The organism is Desulfosporosinus nitroreducens (assembly GCF_023897015.1).
In the GTDB taxonomy this organism is placed as follows: Bacteria; Bacillota; Desulfitobacteriia; order Desulfitobacteriales; family Desulfitobacteriaceae; genus Desulfosporosinus; species Desulfosporosinus nitroreducens.
Genome location: NZ_JAMHFY010000003.1, coordinates 172,461 through 189,208, shown reverse-complemented (window position 1 = coordinate 189,208; position 16,748 = coordinate 172,461). Strand labels below are relative to the sequence as shown.

18 protein-coding genes are annotated in these 16,748 nt (G+C 39.6%); 6 read left to right on the top strand and 12 right to left on the bottom strand.

What is annotated here, in order from left to right; all coding sequences use genetic code 11:
* Nucleotides 1-43 precede the first annotated feature (43 nt).
* The 8 genes from M8E35_RS26680 to M8E35_RS04830 form a co-directional block, all read right to left on the bottom strand.
* Complete coding sequence (locus M8E35_RS26680; RefSeq protein WP_252467660.1) at nt 44-1,555, bottom strand: CapA family protein; 1,512 nt, start codon at nt 1,553-1,555, stop codon at nt 44-46.
* 157 nt (nt 1,556-1,712) lie between these two features.
* Nucleotides 1,713-2,357, bottom strand: coding sequence for a cyclase family protein (locus M8E35_RS04860; protein ID WP_252467659.1), 645 nt, complete (start codon nt 2,355-2,357; stop codon nt 1,713-1,715).
* A 279-nt stretch (nt 2,358-2,636) separates the two neighbouring features.
* Nucleotides 2,637-3,422 (bottom strand): enoyl-CoA hydratase/isomerase family protein, encoded by a 786-nt coding sequence (locus tag M8E35_RS04855; RefSeq protein ID WP_252467658.1) that lies wholly within the window; start codon nt 3,420-3,422, stop codon nt 2,637-2,639.
* A 309-nt stretch (nt 3,423-3,731) separates the two neighbouring features.
* The gene (locus M8E35_RS04850) at nt 3,732-4,403 is read right to left on the bottom strand and encodes a SanA/YdcF family protein (RefSeq protein WP_252467657.1); all 672 of its coding nucleotides are present in this window, start codon (nt 4,401-4,403) and stop codon (nt 3,732-3,734) included.
* 226 nt (nt 4,404-4,629) lie between these two features.
* Nucleotides 4,630-5,424, bottom strand: coding sequence for an ABC transporter ATP-binding protein (locus tag M8E35_RS04845; protein ID WP_252467655.1), 795 nt, complete (start codon nt 5,422-5,424; stop codon nt 4,630-4,632).
* Between the two features lie 48 nt (nt 5,425-5,472).
* Nucleotides 5,473-6,342, bottom strand: coding sequence for an ABC transporter permease (locus M8E35_RS04840; RefSeq protein ID WP_252467653.1), 870 nt, complete (start codon nt 6,340-6,342; stop codon nt 5,473-5,475).
* An 18-nt stretch (nt 6,343-6,360) separates the two neighbouring features.
* Nucleotides 6,361-7,365 (bottom strand): ABC transporter substrate-binding protein, encoded by a 1,005-nt coding sequence (locus M8E35_RS04835; RefSeq protein WP_252467652.1) that lies wholly within the window; start codon nt 7,363-7,365, stop codon nt 6,361-6,363.
* Between the two features lie 469 nt (nt 7,366-7,834).
* Nucleotides 7,835-8,497: an NUDIX hydrolase gene (locus M8E35_RS04830; RefSeq protein ID WP_252467651.1), complete on the bottom strand. Its 663-nt coding sequence runs from the start codon at nt 8,495-8,497 to the stop codon at nt 7,835-7,837.
* Nucleotides 8,498-8,735: 238 nt separating this feature from the next.
* On the opposite strand from M8E35_RS04830, the gene M8E35_RS04825 reads away from it, so the two are divergent.
* The 6 genes from M8E35_RS04825 to M8E35_RS04805 all read left to right on the top strand — a co-directional run bounded on the left by M8E35_RS04825 (nt 8,736) and on the right by M8E35_RS04805 (nt 13,982).
* Nucleotides 8,736-10,037: an aminotransferase class I/II-fold pyridoxal phosphate-dependent enzyme gene (locus M8E35_RS04825; RefSeq protein WP_252467650.1), complete on the top strand. Its 1,302-nt coding sequence runs from the start codon at nt 8,736-8,738 to the stop codon at nt 10,035-10,037.
* 625 nt (nt 10,038-10,662) lie between these two features.
* Nucleotides 10,663-11,271: a DUF1836 domain-containing protein gene (locus tag M8E35_RS04820; protein WP_252467649.1), complete on the top strand. Its 609-nt coding sequence runs from the start codon at nt 10,663-10,665 to the stop codon at nt 11,269-11,271.
* Nucleotides 11,272-11,295: 24 nt separating this feature from the next.
* Nucleotides 11,296-11,511 (top strand): hypothetical protein, encoded by a 216-nt coding sequence (locus M8E35_RS04815; protein ID WP_252467648.1) that lies wholly within the window; start codon nt 11,296-11,298, stop codon nt 11,509-11,511.
* A gap of 33 nt (nt 11,512-11,544) precedes the next feature.
* Nucleotides 11,545-11,670: a hypothetical protein gene (locus M8E35_RS26430; RefSeq protein WP_289710678.1), complete on the top strand. Its 126-nt coding sequence runs from the start codon at nt 11,545-11,547 to the stop codon at nt 11,668-11,670.
* A gap of 218 nt (nt 11,671-11,888) precedes the next feature.
* Nucleotides 11,889-13,133: a hypothetical protein gene (locus M8E35_RS04810; RefSeq protein WP_252467647.1), complete on the top strand. Its 1,245-nt coding sequence runs from the start codon at nt 11,889-11,891 to the stop codon at nt 13,131-13,133.
* Between the two features lie 246 nt (nt 13,134-13,379).
* Nucleotides 13,380-13,982 (top strand): hypothetical protein, encoded by a 603-nt coding sequence (locus tag M8E35_RS04805; RefSeq protein ID WP_252467646.1) that lies wholly within the window; start codon nt 13,380-13,382, stop codon nt 13,980-13,982.
* A 92-nt stretch (nt 13,983-14,074) separates the two neighbouring features.
* On the opposite strand, the gene M8E35_RS04800 is transcribed toward M8E35_RS04805, so the two are convergent.
* From M8E35_RS04800 to hisF, 4 genes are all read right to left on the bottom strand, one after another.
* Nucleotides 14,075-14,290, bottom strand: coding sequence for a hypothetical protein (locus M8E35_RS04800; RefSeq protein ID WP_252467645.1), 216 nt, complete (start codon nt 14,288-14,290; stop codon nt 14,075-14,077).
* Nucleotides 14,280-15,077 (bottom strand): bile acid:sodium symporter family protein, encoded by a 798-nt coding sequence (locus M8E35_RS04795; RefSeq protein ID WP_252467644.1) that lies wholly within the window; start codon nt 15,075-15,077, stop codon nt 14,280-14,282. Before M8E35_RS04795 ends, M8E35_RS04800 begins: the two co-directional genes overlap by 11 nt.
* 183 nt (nt 15,078-15,260) lie before the next feature.
* Nucleotides 15,261-15,932 (bottom strand): bifunctional phosphoribosyl-AMP cyclohydrolase/phosphoribosyl-ATP diphosphatase HisIE, encoded by a 672-nt coding sequence (hisIE, locus tag M8E35_RS04790; RefSeq protein ID WP_252467643.1) that lies wholly within the window; start codon nt 15,930-15,932, stop codon nt 15,261-15,263.
* A 43-nt stretch (nt 15,933-15,975) separates the two neighbouring features.
* Nucleotides 15,976-16,737, bottom strand: a complete 762-nt coding sequence (gene hisF, locus M8E35_RS04785; RefSeq protein WP_252467642.1) for an imidazole glycerol phosphate synthase subunit HisF — start codon at nt 16,735-16,737, stop codon at nt 15,976-15,978.
* Between the last annotated feature and the right edge of the window lie 11 nt (nt 16,738-16,748).

Below are 16,748 nucleotides of genomic sequence, written 5' to 3'. Positions count from 1 at the left end.
TCACAGCATGTGAATGAGGAGCCTTTTTGCAACCCGACAGTTTTTATTTTAACGGTTCTGGCTTGAAACTAGACGTTAAACGACATGGTATAATGTCTGGTGAACTTATTTCGACTAGTTTATCATTTACAAAGCTATACTGTTGCTGAAATATTTCCGTGTCTTTATACCATGGATTTGAATTGCCCCCAAATACAAAGTTTCCCAGACTATAGACTATACATTTACCTTTATATATTTCGTATGGTTGAATAACGTGGGGATGATGACCAAGTACTAAATCTGCCCCTTGGTCGATCGCCAATCGGCCAAGTTTACGTTGTTCTTCGGTTGGGTTGTATTTATTTTCTATCCCCCAATGAAAACTTACTATTATTAGAGAAGTTTTTTCACGTAAAGCCTCTATGTTAACTTTTAACTCAGATATCAGGTTTTCAGAGTCAACTCCTTCTTCTAATGGCCCTAAAGTATTAACTCCTACCAATCCAATTTTCACACCTTTTTTATCAAAGATTACAACTTTTTGATCCCCGAAGCAAGATATCCCCGCATGATCCAAGGTTGATAAAGTGTCCATGAACCCTCTGCTTAAAAAATCCATATAATGATTATTTGCGAGGTTTACAGCCTCAATGCTTCCATCCTTCAAGATAGCTGTATAATACGGATTTCCTTTAAAGAAGAACGCCCTACTTCCTTGTGAACTCTTATTGGGTTTTTCGGTTGCCTCAGTCAGTGTCCCTTCTAAATTAGCAATCGTCAGATCATCCTCACTCAAGATTTTCTTGACTCCTGAGAAAAAATATTCAGGTCCTTTTAGGTTGTAATACTGATTGAAACTTCCTTCATATAGAAAACGTTCATCTTGGCCCAGGGTAACATCTCCTATTGCGCTAATAGTAATAACAGCCTCTTTTGGCAAGACTGGTGAAACCTTAACTGCCTTAGCAGGTTGATAGGCATCTTTATCGTCAAAATGCCACCATTCCGTCGCCAAAGGCTTAAATCCATGTTTCACCATAGCTTCTCGTAAGTATTTTGCATTCTTATTGGACCGAGCTGCTTCTTCCGTAAAATTGTCAAAGCTCGTAGGCATGGGAAGCTCATTACCCTGTTTGTCCACCAAGGTCAAATCAACTGCAGACCCTCGAGAATGGTTAGAATAGCCCTTATATGGGTCTGCGATATACCGTCGATCCGGTATAAGCTTCCACATCGCAAACTGGGCATCAGGACTCCTGTAAGCATCCCAAATCTTTAATCGATATCCCTTTTCTCCTACTTCGTCGGCAACCTTTTTAAGTTTCTCGGCGGTCCCTTGGCGGAGAAGCGCTTGTGGACTATCATAAAGTTTCGAATGAGTAAAATTGTCAGTGGTCGCATACTTTATATCTAACTCTATATTAGGTATTATTTGCTGGATATCTACAAAATCCGTTTTTTGTTTGACATCACCTGTTTGGCTGAGCGTAATTGTATCTTCTGCTCGAACTTGGGCAGAAAACCCAAAAACGAGAATTAAAGTTATGGGGAAAGCTAAGAATCGGTTAAACACAAAAGATCACCCCCCTTTGATTTTAAATTTAGATCTAAATTTAAAATCTCCAGGAAGGTGAATACTTATCTCTACTATGCACTTGTAAAATAAAGGTTTATATCCTCCTATGAACATCTAAGTTATATTATGTTAATTTTGAGTTATCCCTAATAACTTAAACTTCGTCTTCGATACAAAATGCTCGAACTGGTGAACCATCTGCAGCTTTGTTTTTCAGCGGCATGATACTTAAAATAAAGGCTTCTTCCATAATTGATTCTAAGTTCGTAAGGTTTTCAATAATTAGGATGTTTTCCGCCAAGAATATTTTGTGAACTGGAAATGTCTCTGTATTCATATTATCAATTGAAATTGCATCTATACCAATTCCCTTTAACTTAAATCGGGCTAACCATTTGGCGGCTTCTTCACTTAAAGCAGGAAAATCTGCATAGTATTTTTCGTCTCCCCAATAATTACTCCATCCTGTTTTTAATATAATAAATTCTGCATTCTTTATTTTTTCTTCATAGGATCTTAAACTATCAAGTTCTATTGATGATTCTTTGGAATCTGAAAAGTCAAGAATAACACCTTTCCCAATAAACTTATCAATTTCGAAATCATCTAAATACAATCCATTCTGGAGCATGTGTGCTGGTGCGTCTATATGTGTACCTGTATGGGAGTACATTGTGATTTTTACCTCTTGAAAACCATCCTTTTCTATCGTGTTTGCTTTCTGAAAGAGTGGTCCTTCAGTTCCTGGGAAAACAGGCATACTCGAATAAATTATATGCGTTAAATCAGTTACTTTCATGTTTTCCTCCTTGATATCCTATGACATACGCTCGAACCTAAATATACCCTTAACTTCCCCTAAAGTAAATCCCGATACTCTTCCCACTCTTTGCACAACTTAAAACATCGATTGGATTCCATAGCCCTTTCTACTTAGTATGATTAAATAATTAAGGACCCGCAAAACTACAGTTACCCATAATTAATGGGCAACTGTAGTTTTGCGGGTCCTTACACTATCTAGGGATTAGTTCATAAATGAGTCCATTAAATCAATCTGCTTTTCAAGTTTGCTATGCTATCTATTCTTAAACACGGGTTTTCGTTTCTCGGCAAATGCCGCACAGCCTTCTTTAAAATCCTCGGAAGACCAAGTCAGAACTTGATACATTGCCTCCAACTCAGTCTGTTGATAATAATCATTTTTGCCGGCCTCGCGCAATAATTTCTTATCCAGACTTACTGCCATTAATGGTTGCAAAGCTAACCTTTCTGCCCATCTTATAGCTTCAGGCAAGCACTCTTCATGCGGGACCACCTTGTTTATTAATCCCAACTTTTCTGCTTCCTCGGCATTAATGATTTTACCGAACCACAGTAATTCCAGAGCTTTATGATAGCCTACTTTCTGAATTAGAAAATGCGAGGCACCACTATCCGGACAAAATGCCAATTGCATAAAGGTAAAACCAATACGCGCTTTTTCAGAGGCAATAATCAAGTCACAAGCCATACATGCGGCTACGGAAGCACCTGCTACCACTCCATTAAGTGCCGCTATGACCGGTTTTTTCATTTCATAGATCGCTGTTACAAGTGCGCCTGACGCATCATAAGTCTCCTTAGCGCTGATAGGGTCTTTTATTTTAGCGAGCATAGAAATATCTCCCCCGCTAGACCACCCCTTGCCCGCTCCAGTAATAACTATGATCTTTACCGCATCATTTTCAGATGCCTCCTTACAAGCAGCCTGAACATCTGAACAAAGTTGGTCATTGACTGAATTCATTGTGTCAGGTCGATTCAATGTAAGTACTGCAACTCCAGTGTCCATGATTTCTAGTTTAACAGTTTTCCAATCCATATTTTTCTTTCCACCTTTCTTGAGACTGTAAGAATGAAGTCTAAAATAAAATTCCTCTAACTATATATGAATTGCTATTCATATTCTGATAATTCAAATTCGCCGAATTTTATTATAATCCTCTATTTTTCTAATCAAAATTTCAATTATAAAGGGACACATCCTATTTCGTGTTGAACAGGTGCTTCTATACTCCCTTGCAGTAAACACATGAATTATTACTAGGCAGATTAAATGTAAAAAGCTAGAGGCTGTAAATAAGCCCCCAGCTTTCTAAGAGAATAGTTCGTCCAAATTAAACAAATAAACCTACTTATCATCCGTGGCTTTGCCATCACCGAAAACAGGGATTGAATCCCCTAAAAATGTTGGTTCTGGTTTTATGATCTTTGCCCATAAAAAGTCTTTATTCCTAGCTGCTATTTCTCTCAGGTTATATATATGCATGGCCTGTCCATAATCACGTTTGTCGGAAACAACTCCATAGGCTTCTAAGCCTAGCTCCCTCGCCACAAAAACTGCTCGCTTTAGATGATATTCCTGAGTAACAATAATAACCTTCTGAACCTTAAAAATATCTCTGGCTCGGTATACACTCTCATAAGTGCTAAAGCCGGCATGATCCATAAATACGTCCGAACTTGGCACCCCTTTATCTCTCAAAAAGCTCTTCATCGAATTAACTTCGTCATAATCTTTTTGTCCGTGATCTCCGCTCACTAATAGTTTGGGCGCTTTCCCCAACTCATACAGTTCATAACCTGCAGTTAAACGATCATTAAGCATAGTGGACACAGTTCCGCTTGGAAAAACATACGCACCTAAAACTAGAATAGCATCTGCTTTGGGAACCTCATTGGGACTTAATATGTAGCTTTCCCCGATTGATTCTACACTATTGTTGATAATTAAGACAGTTGCAGATCCAATAATCATTATCAAAATCAATGAAACTAATATCTTTTTTAGACGTTTTTTCAAAATAGATACACCCTTCCTCTTATGACACTCCTCTGTTTCATCAAGTTTCATGTCCTAGATCAGCGGGAATAGAATTACGAAGGATGGTATTTTGGGATCTAGCTTAATCATCTTCTATTATATGTTATAGCAAGAAATATTCAACATTAACCCCGTTAAAAAGCCGCTAACTTCACATCTGTTAGCGGCTTTGATCTACTAAATTACTATTAAACATGCTTGAAACTTAGCCTAATAACATTCTATCATTATCCAACTCGGCTCCGCTTCTTTTCTCAAACTGCTCGATCAGTCGATCCACGGTCATGTCTTTTCTTTCTTCGCCCTGAAGATCCATCATGATCTTTCCCCCATGCATCATAATCGTTCTTGTCCCGTATTCTAAGGAAGCCTTCATATTATGCGTGATCATTAAAGTACACAGTTTTTCCTCAGAGACAAGTTTACGAGTTAAACTCAATACCTTGCGGGCTATAGTAGGGTCAAGCGCCGCGGTGTGTTCATCGAGAAGTAAGAGCCGAGGTTTTATAATTGTGGCCATCAGAAGCGTAAGGGCTTGACGCTGTCCTCCAGAAAGAAGGCCCACCTTCTGCTTGATTCTATTTTCTAGACCAAGGTCTAACAGTTCAAGTCGTTCCTTGAAAAGAGTGGTATCCTTTTTTGTCACTCCAGATTGTAAACCTACAGATTTTCCCTTAGCAAAGGCAATAGCCAAGTTTTCTTCAATGGTCATATCATGGGCCGTTCCCTTCAGTGGATCCTGAAAAACCCTTCCAATGTTTCTAGAGCGTTTATACTCTGGATCAGAGGTGACATCCTTCGAGTCAAGAATGATCCTGCCTTCATCAATTTCATATACTCCTGAGATACAATTCAGAAGCGTCGATTTTCCAGCGCCATTGCCACCAATGATCGTTACAAATTCGCCTTCCTGAAGTGACAGGTTAACCTCATTAAGAGCGAGTTTTTCATTGGTGCTCCCTTTTCCGAACGTTTTACTTAACGACTCAACTCTAAGCATCAGGTTATTTGCTCCTTTCATGAGGTGTATACGATAATTTCCGTTTTACTACAGAAAACGTTTCTTAAGAATAGGCATAGACATCGCTAAGGCCACGATCACCGCTGAGACAAGTTTTAAGTCAGTAGGGGGCATCCCTATTTCAAGCGCAAAGGCAATAATCAAGCGATAGAGAATAGATCCCAGAATAACCGCAATCAGCCTTCTCAGGAGGGAACTTACCCCAAATACTACTTCCCCGATAATCACTGAGGCTAGTCCGATAACCACCATACCAATCCCCATCCCAACATCTACGAACGATTGAGACTGAGCAATCAGCGCACCAGCCACGGCAACTAAACCATTGGAAAGAGCTAATCCCACTAGAATCACCAAATCCGTATTAACTCCCAGGGCTCTTACCATTTGATCATTGTCCCCTGTCGCTCTTAAAACGAACCCCAGTCTTGTCTTCAAAAAGAGGAACAGTAAAAGGAGTAACAGAGTCAACACGGCTAGGGAAAATAACAACTTGCTATAATCATACCCGCCCAGAATTATTCCTTCAAAAGGTTTAAAAACAGTTGCTTTATTAATCAGGGGGATATTGGCCCGCCCACTCATAACCTTTAGGTTCAAAGAATATAAAGCCAGCATGGTTAGGATTCCAGCTAAAAGCGGTTGAATCTTTAGTTTGGTATGCAACAAGGCAGTGATAGACCCTGCTCCACATCCCGCTATAAATGCGATCCCCAAGCCCAGAAACGGATGCCCGTTAAGACTCATGACGGCAGACACCGCCGCACCAAGCACAAAACTGCCGTCCACACTTAGGTCAGGCATATTAAGGGTTCTAAAAGATACAAAAACCCCTAAAGCCATAATTGCATAAATGATTCCCAATTCAATGGAACCCAGTAACACCATGACACTCATATTTAAACCCCTTGTTTCTTAATTTTCGAATACCTGAGCCGCTTCTTTCAACACATCATCTGACAGATTAATTCCGATTGCTTTTGCAGTTGTCTTATTAAGATAAATATCCATATCCTTCATGGTTTTGACTGGAATATCTCCAGCCTTTTTACCCTTCAAGATTTCCACAGCCATAATTCCAGTCTCTTTACCTAATACTTGATAATTAATTCCGTAAGTTGCAAGCCCTCCATCTTTAACCATAGAATCAGCTCCAACGTAGATAGGTTTTTTCGCTCTATTCGCTATTTGAGTCACTAGAGGCATAGCGGAGGCGACGGTGTTATCAATGGGCGAGAAAAGAGCATCGACCTTATCTACAAGAGAAGTAACTGCCTGCTGAACTTCAGAGGAATTAGTTACAGTAGCATCAACTACCGTCATATTGTTTTTCTGAGCATACTCTTTAAGTTCATTGATCACGGATACAGAATTTGTCTCACTCGAATTATATAATGCCCCAATTGTTTTGATATCAGGAGTAATGCGCTTGCCAAGCTCCATAATTTTTTCTGCTGATACAGCATCCGATGTACCCGTAACATTACCGCCCGGTTTCTCCATATCGGTAACCAATCCAGATCCCAGAGGATCAGTACATGCTGAGAAAAGAATGGGAATATCCTTCGTCTCACTGACGACTGCCTGAGCTGAAGGAGTTGCAATAGCAACAATAAGGTCATATTTATTACTTACAAATTTTTGAGCTATGGTTTTTAAGTTAGTCTGGTCTCCTTGGGCATTTTGATAATCAATCGTAATAGTTTCGCCATCTTTATAGCCTTGGGCCTGTAACTCCGCTATCAAAGACTCTCTAATGGTATTTAGTGAAGGATGTTCAACAATTTGCACGATACCGATTTTCTTTTTTGCATCGGCGTTGCCTGTGTTTTCTGTTTTGCTGGGCGCACAAGCCGTTAAGGAAAAAACCAGGGCCAAGGTCATAAACGCTGAGATTACTGCCGCCAATTGCTTTTTCATAGAAGATACCTCCCCATTCTAATTAAAAAATTTGAGGGTTTCCTTCTCTGCACGTCTCATTCAGTTCGCGGTTCTGAATGGGACGAAGCGTGGGACACACAAAAATAAAACGCCTATCCTAAAATAAGGACAGACGTTAATCTGCGGTACCACCTTAGTTGATGCATAAATTGCATCCTCTCATGCAGAGTGCCAACACACCCTTAGCCCAATAACGCTGGCCTTGCGTTGGCAACTACTAAAGCCTAAGCTTTTTCGCTCCACCCTCAGGGGCCCATTTACACGCTCCGTTACCTGCCAAGCTTCCACCCTGCTCGACTCTCTATGAGGTTGGTCATGCGGTTTTACTTCCCCTTCAACGGTTTATATAATAATAGCACTCCATCAAGTGGATTTCAAGAGCAACTTTCTTCCTCAATCCTGCAGGCAAGCGGAATACCTTGCTGGCTCAATAGATCCAGTCGCTCCGCTACGCCTTGATTTTTGCTATAACATCTCTAATTAATCTTGCAGTTATCCCCCATATAGTCACTCCTTCAACCCTATAGACATAAATATTATTCATAATGTTTCCCCATGGCTTGGTATACTGCTCTTCTAACCCTAGTTCTTTCGCAGGCAAGAGAATAACTTCTTCCCCCGCCTTGTTGATGTATGACGGATTGGCAGTAATACTTACCTGATATACCTCGGGTTCAGTTCTTTCAAAGTAAGAGACTGGAATGGAGAAAACTCTCTCGACTTCATGCGGATTAATGTTTAGGTCATCCAGACTGCTAATATCTATGACGCCCAGAAATGCGTCTACAGTGGTGCCCATCACTGAAAAAATGGTATCAAGCGTACCAATGATACTTATCTTATCAGAGGCAACGCCTAATTCTTCTGCAGTTTCTCTTATAGCAGTCTCTTTAAAGTCAGCATCTTTATGGGGATCAAATTTACCGCCCGGAAAGCAAATCTGTCCTGCTTGTCTTATAGCGGCAGATCTTTTTTGAAAAATAAAATGATATTCTTCATCGATTAGTATTAGTAACGCTAAAACAGCTGAATTAAAATACTCTTCTTTGCCATTTATTCCAGGCACTGCAGGCATCTTTCCCTTTAAATCTTCTAGCATAGATTTATTCATATCTCAGTTCCACTTATCCTCTCATAAATCTTCAATACCTTAAATCTGAACACGCCATCAAACTAGCATTACATAGGTTTGAATCTATACAGCATATGTAATAATTCTGTACAAATTCAAAAAATTCCTTCAGTCTTATATCATAAATAGTGGAGGAAAAAACTATTTTAGTGTACAATTTAATTGCTTCGCAATACTTATTAAAAATGACACCAAGATTAAGCAAGGGAGTAATATTATGAATGAGATTGCCCAAGACTTAAATAACAAAATACAACAGGAAAATCCCTATGTTTATGAATTATTATCAACTCTCGGAAAAGAACTGTACTATCCCAAGGGGATCTTAACTCAAACTGCTGAAGCTAAGCAGAAAGCCTACCGTTTTAACGCCACGATAGGGATTGCAACTGAGAAAGACCGCCCAATGTTCTTACCGTTAATCCAAGAAACTCTAGCTGACTACGATCCTAAGGACCTTTATCCATATGCCCCTCCTGCAGGAAAACCCGAGCTTAGAAAGCTCTGGCGAGAAAAAATGATAATAGAAAACCCTTCACTAACCAATAAATCATTTAGTTATCCCATCGTTACTAATGCCTTAACCCATGGTTTAAGTATTATCGCGGACTTATTTATTGACGAGAACGACCCTCTTGTTTTACCGGATAAATTATGGGGGAATTATACCTTCATCTTTGGGATCCGCAGAGGAGCAAAAAACATCTCTTTTCCTTTCTATACAGAGGAAGGGACCTTCAATACTAAAGGCATGAAAGAAGCTCTACTTTCTAAAAAAGACCATGGAAAAGCTATTTTACTGCTTAATTTCCCAAATAATCCGACAGGGTATACCCCCACGGAACAAGAAGCAACGGACATTGTTGAAGCTTTAAAAGAAGTCGCTGAACAAGGAATGAACTTAGTCGTGATTAGCGATGATGCTTATTTTGGATTATTCTATGAAAATACCATCAAGGAATCACTGTTTGGCCGAGTCGCTAACATACATCCAAGAATTTTAGCCATTAAGGTAGATGGAGCAACGAAAGAAGACTATATGTGGGGCTTTCGTGTAGGCTTTATCACCTTTGGCTCTGAATTTCCTGCTGTACTGGATGGCTTGGAAAAGAAGACTCAAGGCATCCTTAGGGGAACAATTTCCAGTGCTTCTCACCCAGCCCAAACATTTGTTTTAAATACAATTCGTTCGACAGAATTTCAAGCTCAAAAACAAGAAAAGTTTGAAGTATTAAAGAAACGAGCTTTTAAAGTTAAACAGATACTTGATCAAGGTGATTTTGCTGACGCTTGGGACTACTATCCATTTAATTCAGGGTATTTCATGTGTCTTAAACTTAAAGGGATCAATGCCGAAGCCTTGCGCATTCATCTACTTGAGAAATACGGTGTTGGAGTCATCTCACTTGGTGAAGGGGATATTCGAGTAGCCTTTTCTTGTGTCGAGGAAGATGAACTGAAAGACCTCTATGATCTAATTTATCAGGGATTTAAAGATTTATCAGGGCAGAACTCTTAGGGTAACCCATAATCCTCTAATTAGCCCTTATACGATAGTGTCTAAAACCTGTATTTGTAAAGAAAGAACAAAGATCTAGATGCAACTAGTGAACTCGTTCAGCTAAAGCTGAACATCGAGACTTCGGTGGCATAAGTCTCCAGTACGATAGTCTCCGGTGGAAATTATCGCCGAAAGCGCACGGCCCGTAACGAATACAATTGCGCTGAGGATAGACTTATGCCGAAGGCGCATATGCACAGACGAATACATTCGCGGCGTAGGATGGAGTCTACCTCCTTCGCGCCAAGTGTTCCTATTGGGAAAGGCGCTCGTCCATACTCTCCACTGGAGACTATCGTCACCGAAGTAGAATAAGGAACACCCACTTGAAGAAGTGGGTGTCTCGGAATTGATAAAGTGAACCCTATAGAGTGGACTGATAAAAGGTCTAACCCTATAGGGTTTTTTCTTCTTCGATCAATTTTAGGTGGATAAATTTGTATAAAACAATAATCTTTATTTGACTTTATACTATTAAAGAGCTATTATAAATATTAATACAGTCAATTGAACTCTTTATGTAATACAATAAATATATTTCACGTATTATAGTTATACTATATTGATTTAAGGTTGTGTTTTGATGTCAAATGATGAAATAGAAGAAAAACTCTTGGGACCCGTAGAAATGATTATAAAGGGTGCAGAAAGTCCTTTGTTTTCTAAGTTTAGTAACAATAAAGGCATACCCGATATAGAATTAATGGCATCACAAATCGTTAAATTAGGTACAAGTAACTCCATTGGGTCCATAATTGGTGTAAATGATCAAGCTTTCGAGGTTGCAACAATTCAAAACTGGGTAAAACGGGGCATCATTGAGAGTCCAGACGGTAAGAAGTATCCACCACAACAAGTGGCTAGAATCCTTATGACTAACGATCTTAAAGTGTTGTTTGAATTAAAAGAGGCCAAAGAAATTATCGACTATGGGGAGTCGATATCAAATTTTACGTTAGTTGAGTTATATGAATATCATTTATCTCTATTTAGTGAGATTGAGAAACTTACCCCAAGTCTAAATGTACTTTACGGTAGAGCATTAGAAATAATTAGAGCTAAAAGAGATCCATCAGAAGATGATATTAAGGCATCAACCTTTGTGACATTTTTGACAATATCCAAGTGGGCAAGTTTTACGAGGGAGCTTATTCTGAAGTGGATTGAATCGCCCTCAATTGATGGGGTATAGAATGACTAAAGGAGGCATTATTCAATGGCCAAAGCTATCAAGGAAACTAGCCCTGACACTAGTTTGAACATTATCAAAAATGGAATTGTACAAGCTCATGTCGATACTAGCGGTGTGATAGGGGACCAGTACAAGGTAAAGAGAATTTGTACGAAGACAGATCATGTTTTAACGGGCATAATGAAAGCTCACTTAGAAAAGCGAACTAATCTTTATCCTTTGAAATCAAGTAAATGTTAGTTTTTAGTATTCTTTAAGGAGGATGCTTCAGACATGAGGTTACGAAAGGCGGGCGAAAGAATCGTGTTTATCATGAAAACTATTAAGGACTTAAAGCATGTATTGATATTCCTTGGTTTATCAGCTTCATTACTTGTGGGTATAAGTTTATTGCCGTAATGCTCCAATCTTAAGCTCTTGTCAACGGCAGCAAGGAGAGCACCTACTTTAACTTTTGTGGAACTGATTACTTTACTTTAGAAAAAGCGGTGCAGATATACATTAATTATTCAAGTAAAGAATATGTTGGCGACACTTAAACTTTATAACTTTTTGCTATTATTTATAGCAATATAACGAGACTTTATGAAAGATTTATTTCAAAAGGAAGTGATTAATTGCACGAGGACAAAATCATTAAAGTTGGCATCGGTTTTGCGACTGGGAGAAAGAGCTTTCAAAAGGTGCTGAGAACTTATATACACACCTGGAAGGAATCCGGGTTGGTTGAAAACAAAAGTATTAGTTTAAATCTTTTTGTAGCATATGATCTTGATTATCATAAAACTAAAATAACTGATTACACCAATGTACACCCAGAACTAGCAGAGCAGATTGATAGCAGCAATTTTATTGGGAGCATTGCTATAAAAGAAGAAATTGACTATTTAATTCGAGAAAACGTCATCAATTTTAGTGAAGTTCCCTTGATCTTTGGTAAGGGGTATGCAGCCAAACGTAACGCTGTGCTATATAACGCTATTAAGCACAATATGGATTATCTGGTTTTTCTGGACGACGACGAATACCCGCTGGCAGTGACCAATACTCGTAATACAGCAATTTGGGGAGGCCAGGAGGTCCTGACAGGGCATCTTAAATATATTGCTCAAGCGGACATCACCCATGGGAATCATTGCGGATATATATCCCCTATTCCCCATATAGAGTTTAATGACACTATGACCGAAGCTGATTTCCGTTCATTCATCGAGGCAATCAGCAATGATATCATTAACTGGGATACTTTGAAAACTGTTATGGAAAATGGCGGAGTAACCTACGCTGATACAAAGATATTGACTAGCGCTGATGCCATAGAGGTTCAGGAAATAAACCATTCCAAATTCATCTCAGGTGCTAATCTGTGTATCAACCTTACCGATTCTCGTCGTATTTTTCCATTTTACAATCCGCCAGGAGCTAGAGGCGAGGATACCTTTTTAAGTACCTGCCTTAGCGAACGAAAAGTTTTGCGCGTGCCATGTTACACATTTCATGACGGGTTCTCAACTTATAATGACCTTCTAGAAGGTGTTCTCCCACTCCGATTAAAATTTATAAAGGCTGATACCGAGCAAATTACCACTCGCTTTTACAAGGCCTGTATAGGTTGGATTCGTTATAAGCCATTACTGCTCTACATCACACAAAGAGATCATTACGAGGAAAAGATTGAAGAGATGCGGGAACAACTTAACGAGATATTACCCAAAATATGCGCTTATTTCGGGAAGCAGGATTTTATTAAAGTCTTAGCTGAATTGGAGAAATACCATAAAAATGTTAAAAAACATAATAGCGAATTCCTTGAAACACAACGTATTTGGGCAAAAATCATGGAACACTTTGCAAGGCCTTGAATCTAAAACAATAACCCTCCCAGATGCATTAAAGCACCCTATCGAGTTAGACTGTAAAAGTCACGATAGGGTGCTTTAATTATTTAGCATACATTTACGGAAATTAGAAATTTAGCAAAAAGCCTTTCCATAAATAAGTCGCCAGCGCTGTCAAAACCATTCAGGAGTATAAGAAAAGTTGTTAGGTAATTATTGTTCATGCATTTCAATAGATTATAAGGTAGAAAACAAAAGAAGGGGAAAAAGATGAGAAAAAAAACGCTTATCCTTATAGGTACAACTTTAATTATTGCAGTGCTTATATCTCTGAGCCTTTTGTTAAGAGGGTCGGTAAAAACTATTAAACATGGTTATTTTCCAATACAGAGTTATGCAACTATAATGACCAGTTACAAGCCTTTGCAATATGATATAGACGACTATACTATAACATTTTCAGTACCGGATGCCACCGAGGTCTACGTTAGCTCTGACATGGGAAATGAGATGCAATTTAGTACATATTTAGTAAACAATGAATTGGCTTTCAGGGGCTATATACAGTTATGGAAGATCAAGGATTTAGAGCGTTTTCTTAGCTATAGCAAATCCTTAAGTCCTTTTGATTTCAGGTCTTATAAGGTAAGTAATGTTCTAAAAAGTGAATATCAAGGATTCATAATCGAATGGACTGCTGAATTTGGACAAGAATCAATAAGTGGAAAAGAATATTGGTTGAAAATTAACAATACTGACGAAGTCGTTAGAATATCTCTTCTATCAGATACGGTCGACTTCCCAAATAAGTTGGATAATGTAATACAACAAATCTTAGATTCATTACAGATAGACGTAAAGTATTTTATCTAAAAAAAGCTCAATGTTATTGTTCAAAGGAGATAGTCGTTCAATCTTCTAAAATACATCATATGGTCTCTATGGGCACATAGGGCATGTGATATTCAAAGATCTCTAACTGGACTGGTTAGTGTGCCGGCCTCTGGTCTTATTTTACGATCCTGATGATCAAATTTCATTATAATCTTCGAAACAATCGCCGCAATCGGTTGTTGAAAGAGGAGTGTTAAGACAATAGGTAAGGCAACAGTAGCTGGAAAATAAGAAATGGCTATAACAGAACCAAAGCCTGTATTGCGCATTCCTACATTAAAGATCATGGCAGTTACGACCTTGCCGCCGATCTTTTAAAAGATAGCTCCCGCAAAACCCAATTAAATAATTAACAGAAACTAATCCCACAACGACGATCATCATTTTGACTGCCGAAATATCCCATTTTATATTTGGAAGAACAACAGCAGAATTGAGAAAGACAACGAAAAAGCTAGCAATCTTCGAAGTCACTCCCCCTACTGAAACAGCGAAGTTCTCCAACCTCCCTTTTGTTATTTCATTAATTACCATTCCAAGGATGCTTGGGATGGTAACCATTAAGAGCAACCGCAATATCATGTTTCCATAATCGATGACAATACTTGTTCCAAGTATAATTATAAAAAAGGCTGGAAATAAGATAGGGATCAGTAAAGTATCCAGAGTCACCGTCACCAATGCGAGTGCAATATCTCCATTAGCAATCGTGGTCCAAATAACCGAAGTGACCGCAATCGGGATAGTGGAACCAAGCAAAAGACCTAAGCGCATGTAGAAATTATCTGGGTAGATCCAGAGTCCTACCCCCCATGCAACTAGCGGTGAAATGCCATGGATCAAGAACATGCTCCATAAAGGAACAAGAGGTTTCGTTAAAATACGGACGACATCCTGAAAGGTTGTACGTAAGGCGCTCATAAAGGTCATATAGGCAAATAAACCTGTTGCTAAGGCACTGATAAGCGGTGAATTTATAAGCGGAATGAAGAATCCAGCGGCGATTCCAGCTGTTACCATTACAAACATATACCTATTTAACCATTGGTTAAACTCAGTTAAAAAAGTTTGCATATTTTATACTCCATTATTAATGTCATATGTACCTTAAATATTGTACACCCTGTAATACAATATTTAAAGATAATCTAGTAATACCGCTTATCGGTGTTTAATAAACCAATATGTATCTGAAACAAAACAAAGCTGGAACTCTCCTCCAGCTTTGTTTGTTTCAGTATATTAAATTAAGACATCCTACTTACGCCTCTCAAGCAACTCCCTGGCTACTTCACTGACTCTAACCCCGCGCTCTTCCAGCATCACTAACACATGATAGAACAAATCCGATACTTCACACCTAATCTCTTCTGGATCGGCATTCTTAGCGGCGATAATCACTTCCGCGCTTTCTTCTCCGACTTTTTTAAGAATCTTATCAATTCCTTTTTCAAATAGATAGGTCGTATAAGCCCCTTCAGGCCGTTCCTGATTTCTGGAATGAATCACATCTGTCAGCAGCTCTAGAGTCCTTCCCAGTGTAGGCTCAGGCCTCACTTCAGGCTCTCCAATTCCCTTAAATCCTTCGCTGGTCAGATCGTAGTGAAAACACGAGAAATAGTCTTCATGGCAAGCCATACCTATCTGCTTCACAGTCAGAAGTAAGGCGTCCTGATCACAGTCAAATTTAATATCCACGATCTCCTGGAAATGTCCTGAGGTTTCCCCTTTCAGCCACAGGGATTGTCGACTTCGGCTGTAATAACAAGCCTTCCCTTCAAGCAGAGTCCTTCGCAAGGACTCTTCATTCATATATGCCAACATTAAGACTTCCCTAGTCTCCACATCCTGAACAATCGCAGGAACAAGCCCGTGAGCATCCCAGCGGATCTTCAATAAGTCTAAAGCTTGTATTTCATTTGCATCCATATATCTCAAACCTTTCTATCTATATCGCAGTTCGAATATCGAACTACGAATGTCGTACCAAAATTCCCCGTTGCGCCAAATACCGTTTGGCTTCCTCAATGCTGTACTCCTTGTAATGAAAGATCGAAGCCGCTAAGACGGCGTCCGCTTCCCCTAAGGTGAGCCCTTCCGCTAAATGTTCTAAGGTTCCTACCCCGCCGCTCGCTATGACGGGCAGGGACACGGCTCGACTAACAGCCCGAGTCAATTCTAATTCGTAGCCAATCTTAGTACCGTCGCGATCCATGGAAGTTAAGAGGATTTCTCCCGCACCAAGAGCTTCCGCCTCTGCGGCCCATTCCAAGACATCCTTGCCGGTCGCTGTTCTTCCACCATGAATATACACTTCCCATTGACCTGGTGCGCTGGTTCGAGCATCAATAGCCACGACAATACACTGACTCCCGAAAGCATGGGCCCCTTCTTGAATAAGCCTGGGGTTCTGAACCGCAGAAGTATTTAAAGCAATCTTATCCGCCCCTGCCCTAAGCATGCGGCGAATATCCTCGATAGTCCGCAGTCCGCCCCCAATTGTGAAGGGAATGAAAACTTGCTCGGCTGTTCGGCGTACTACATCAACCATTGTTTCTCGGTTATCAGACGAAGCGGTTATATCTAAGAAAATCAACTCATCAGCGCCTTCTTGGTCATAGAGAGCTGCGAGTTCCACTGGGTCCCCCGCATCACGTAACTGCACAAAATTAGTTCCCTTAACCACACGCCCCTCATGGACGTCTAAACAGGGAATGATCCGCTTGCTTAACATGTCTCATCCCC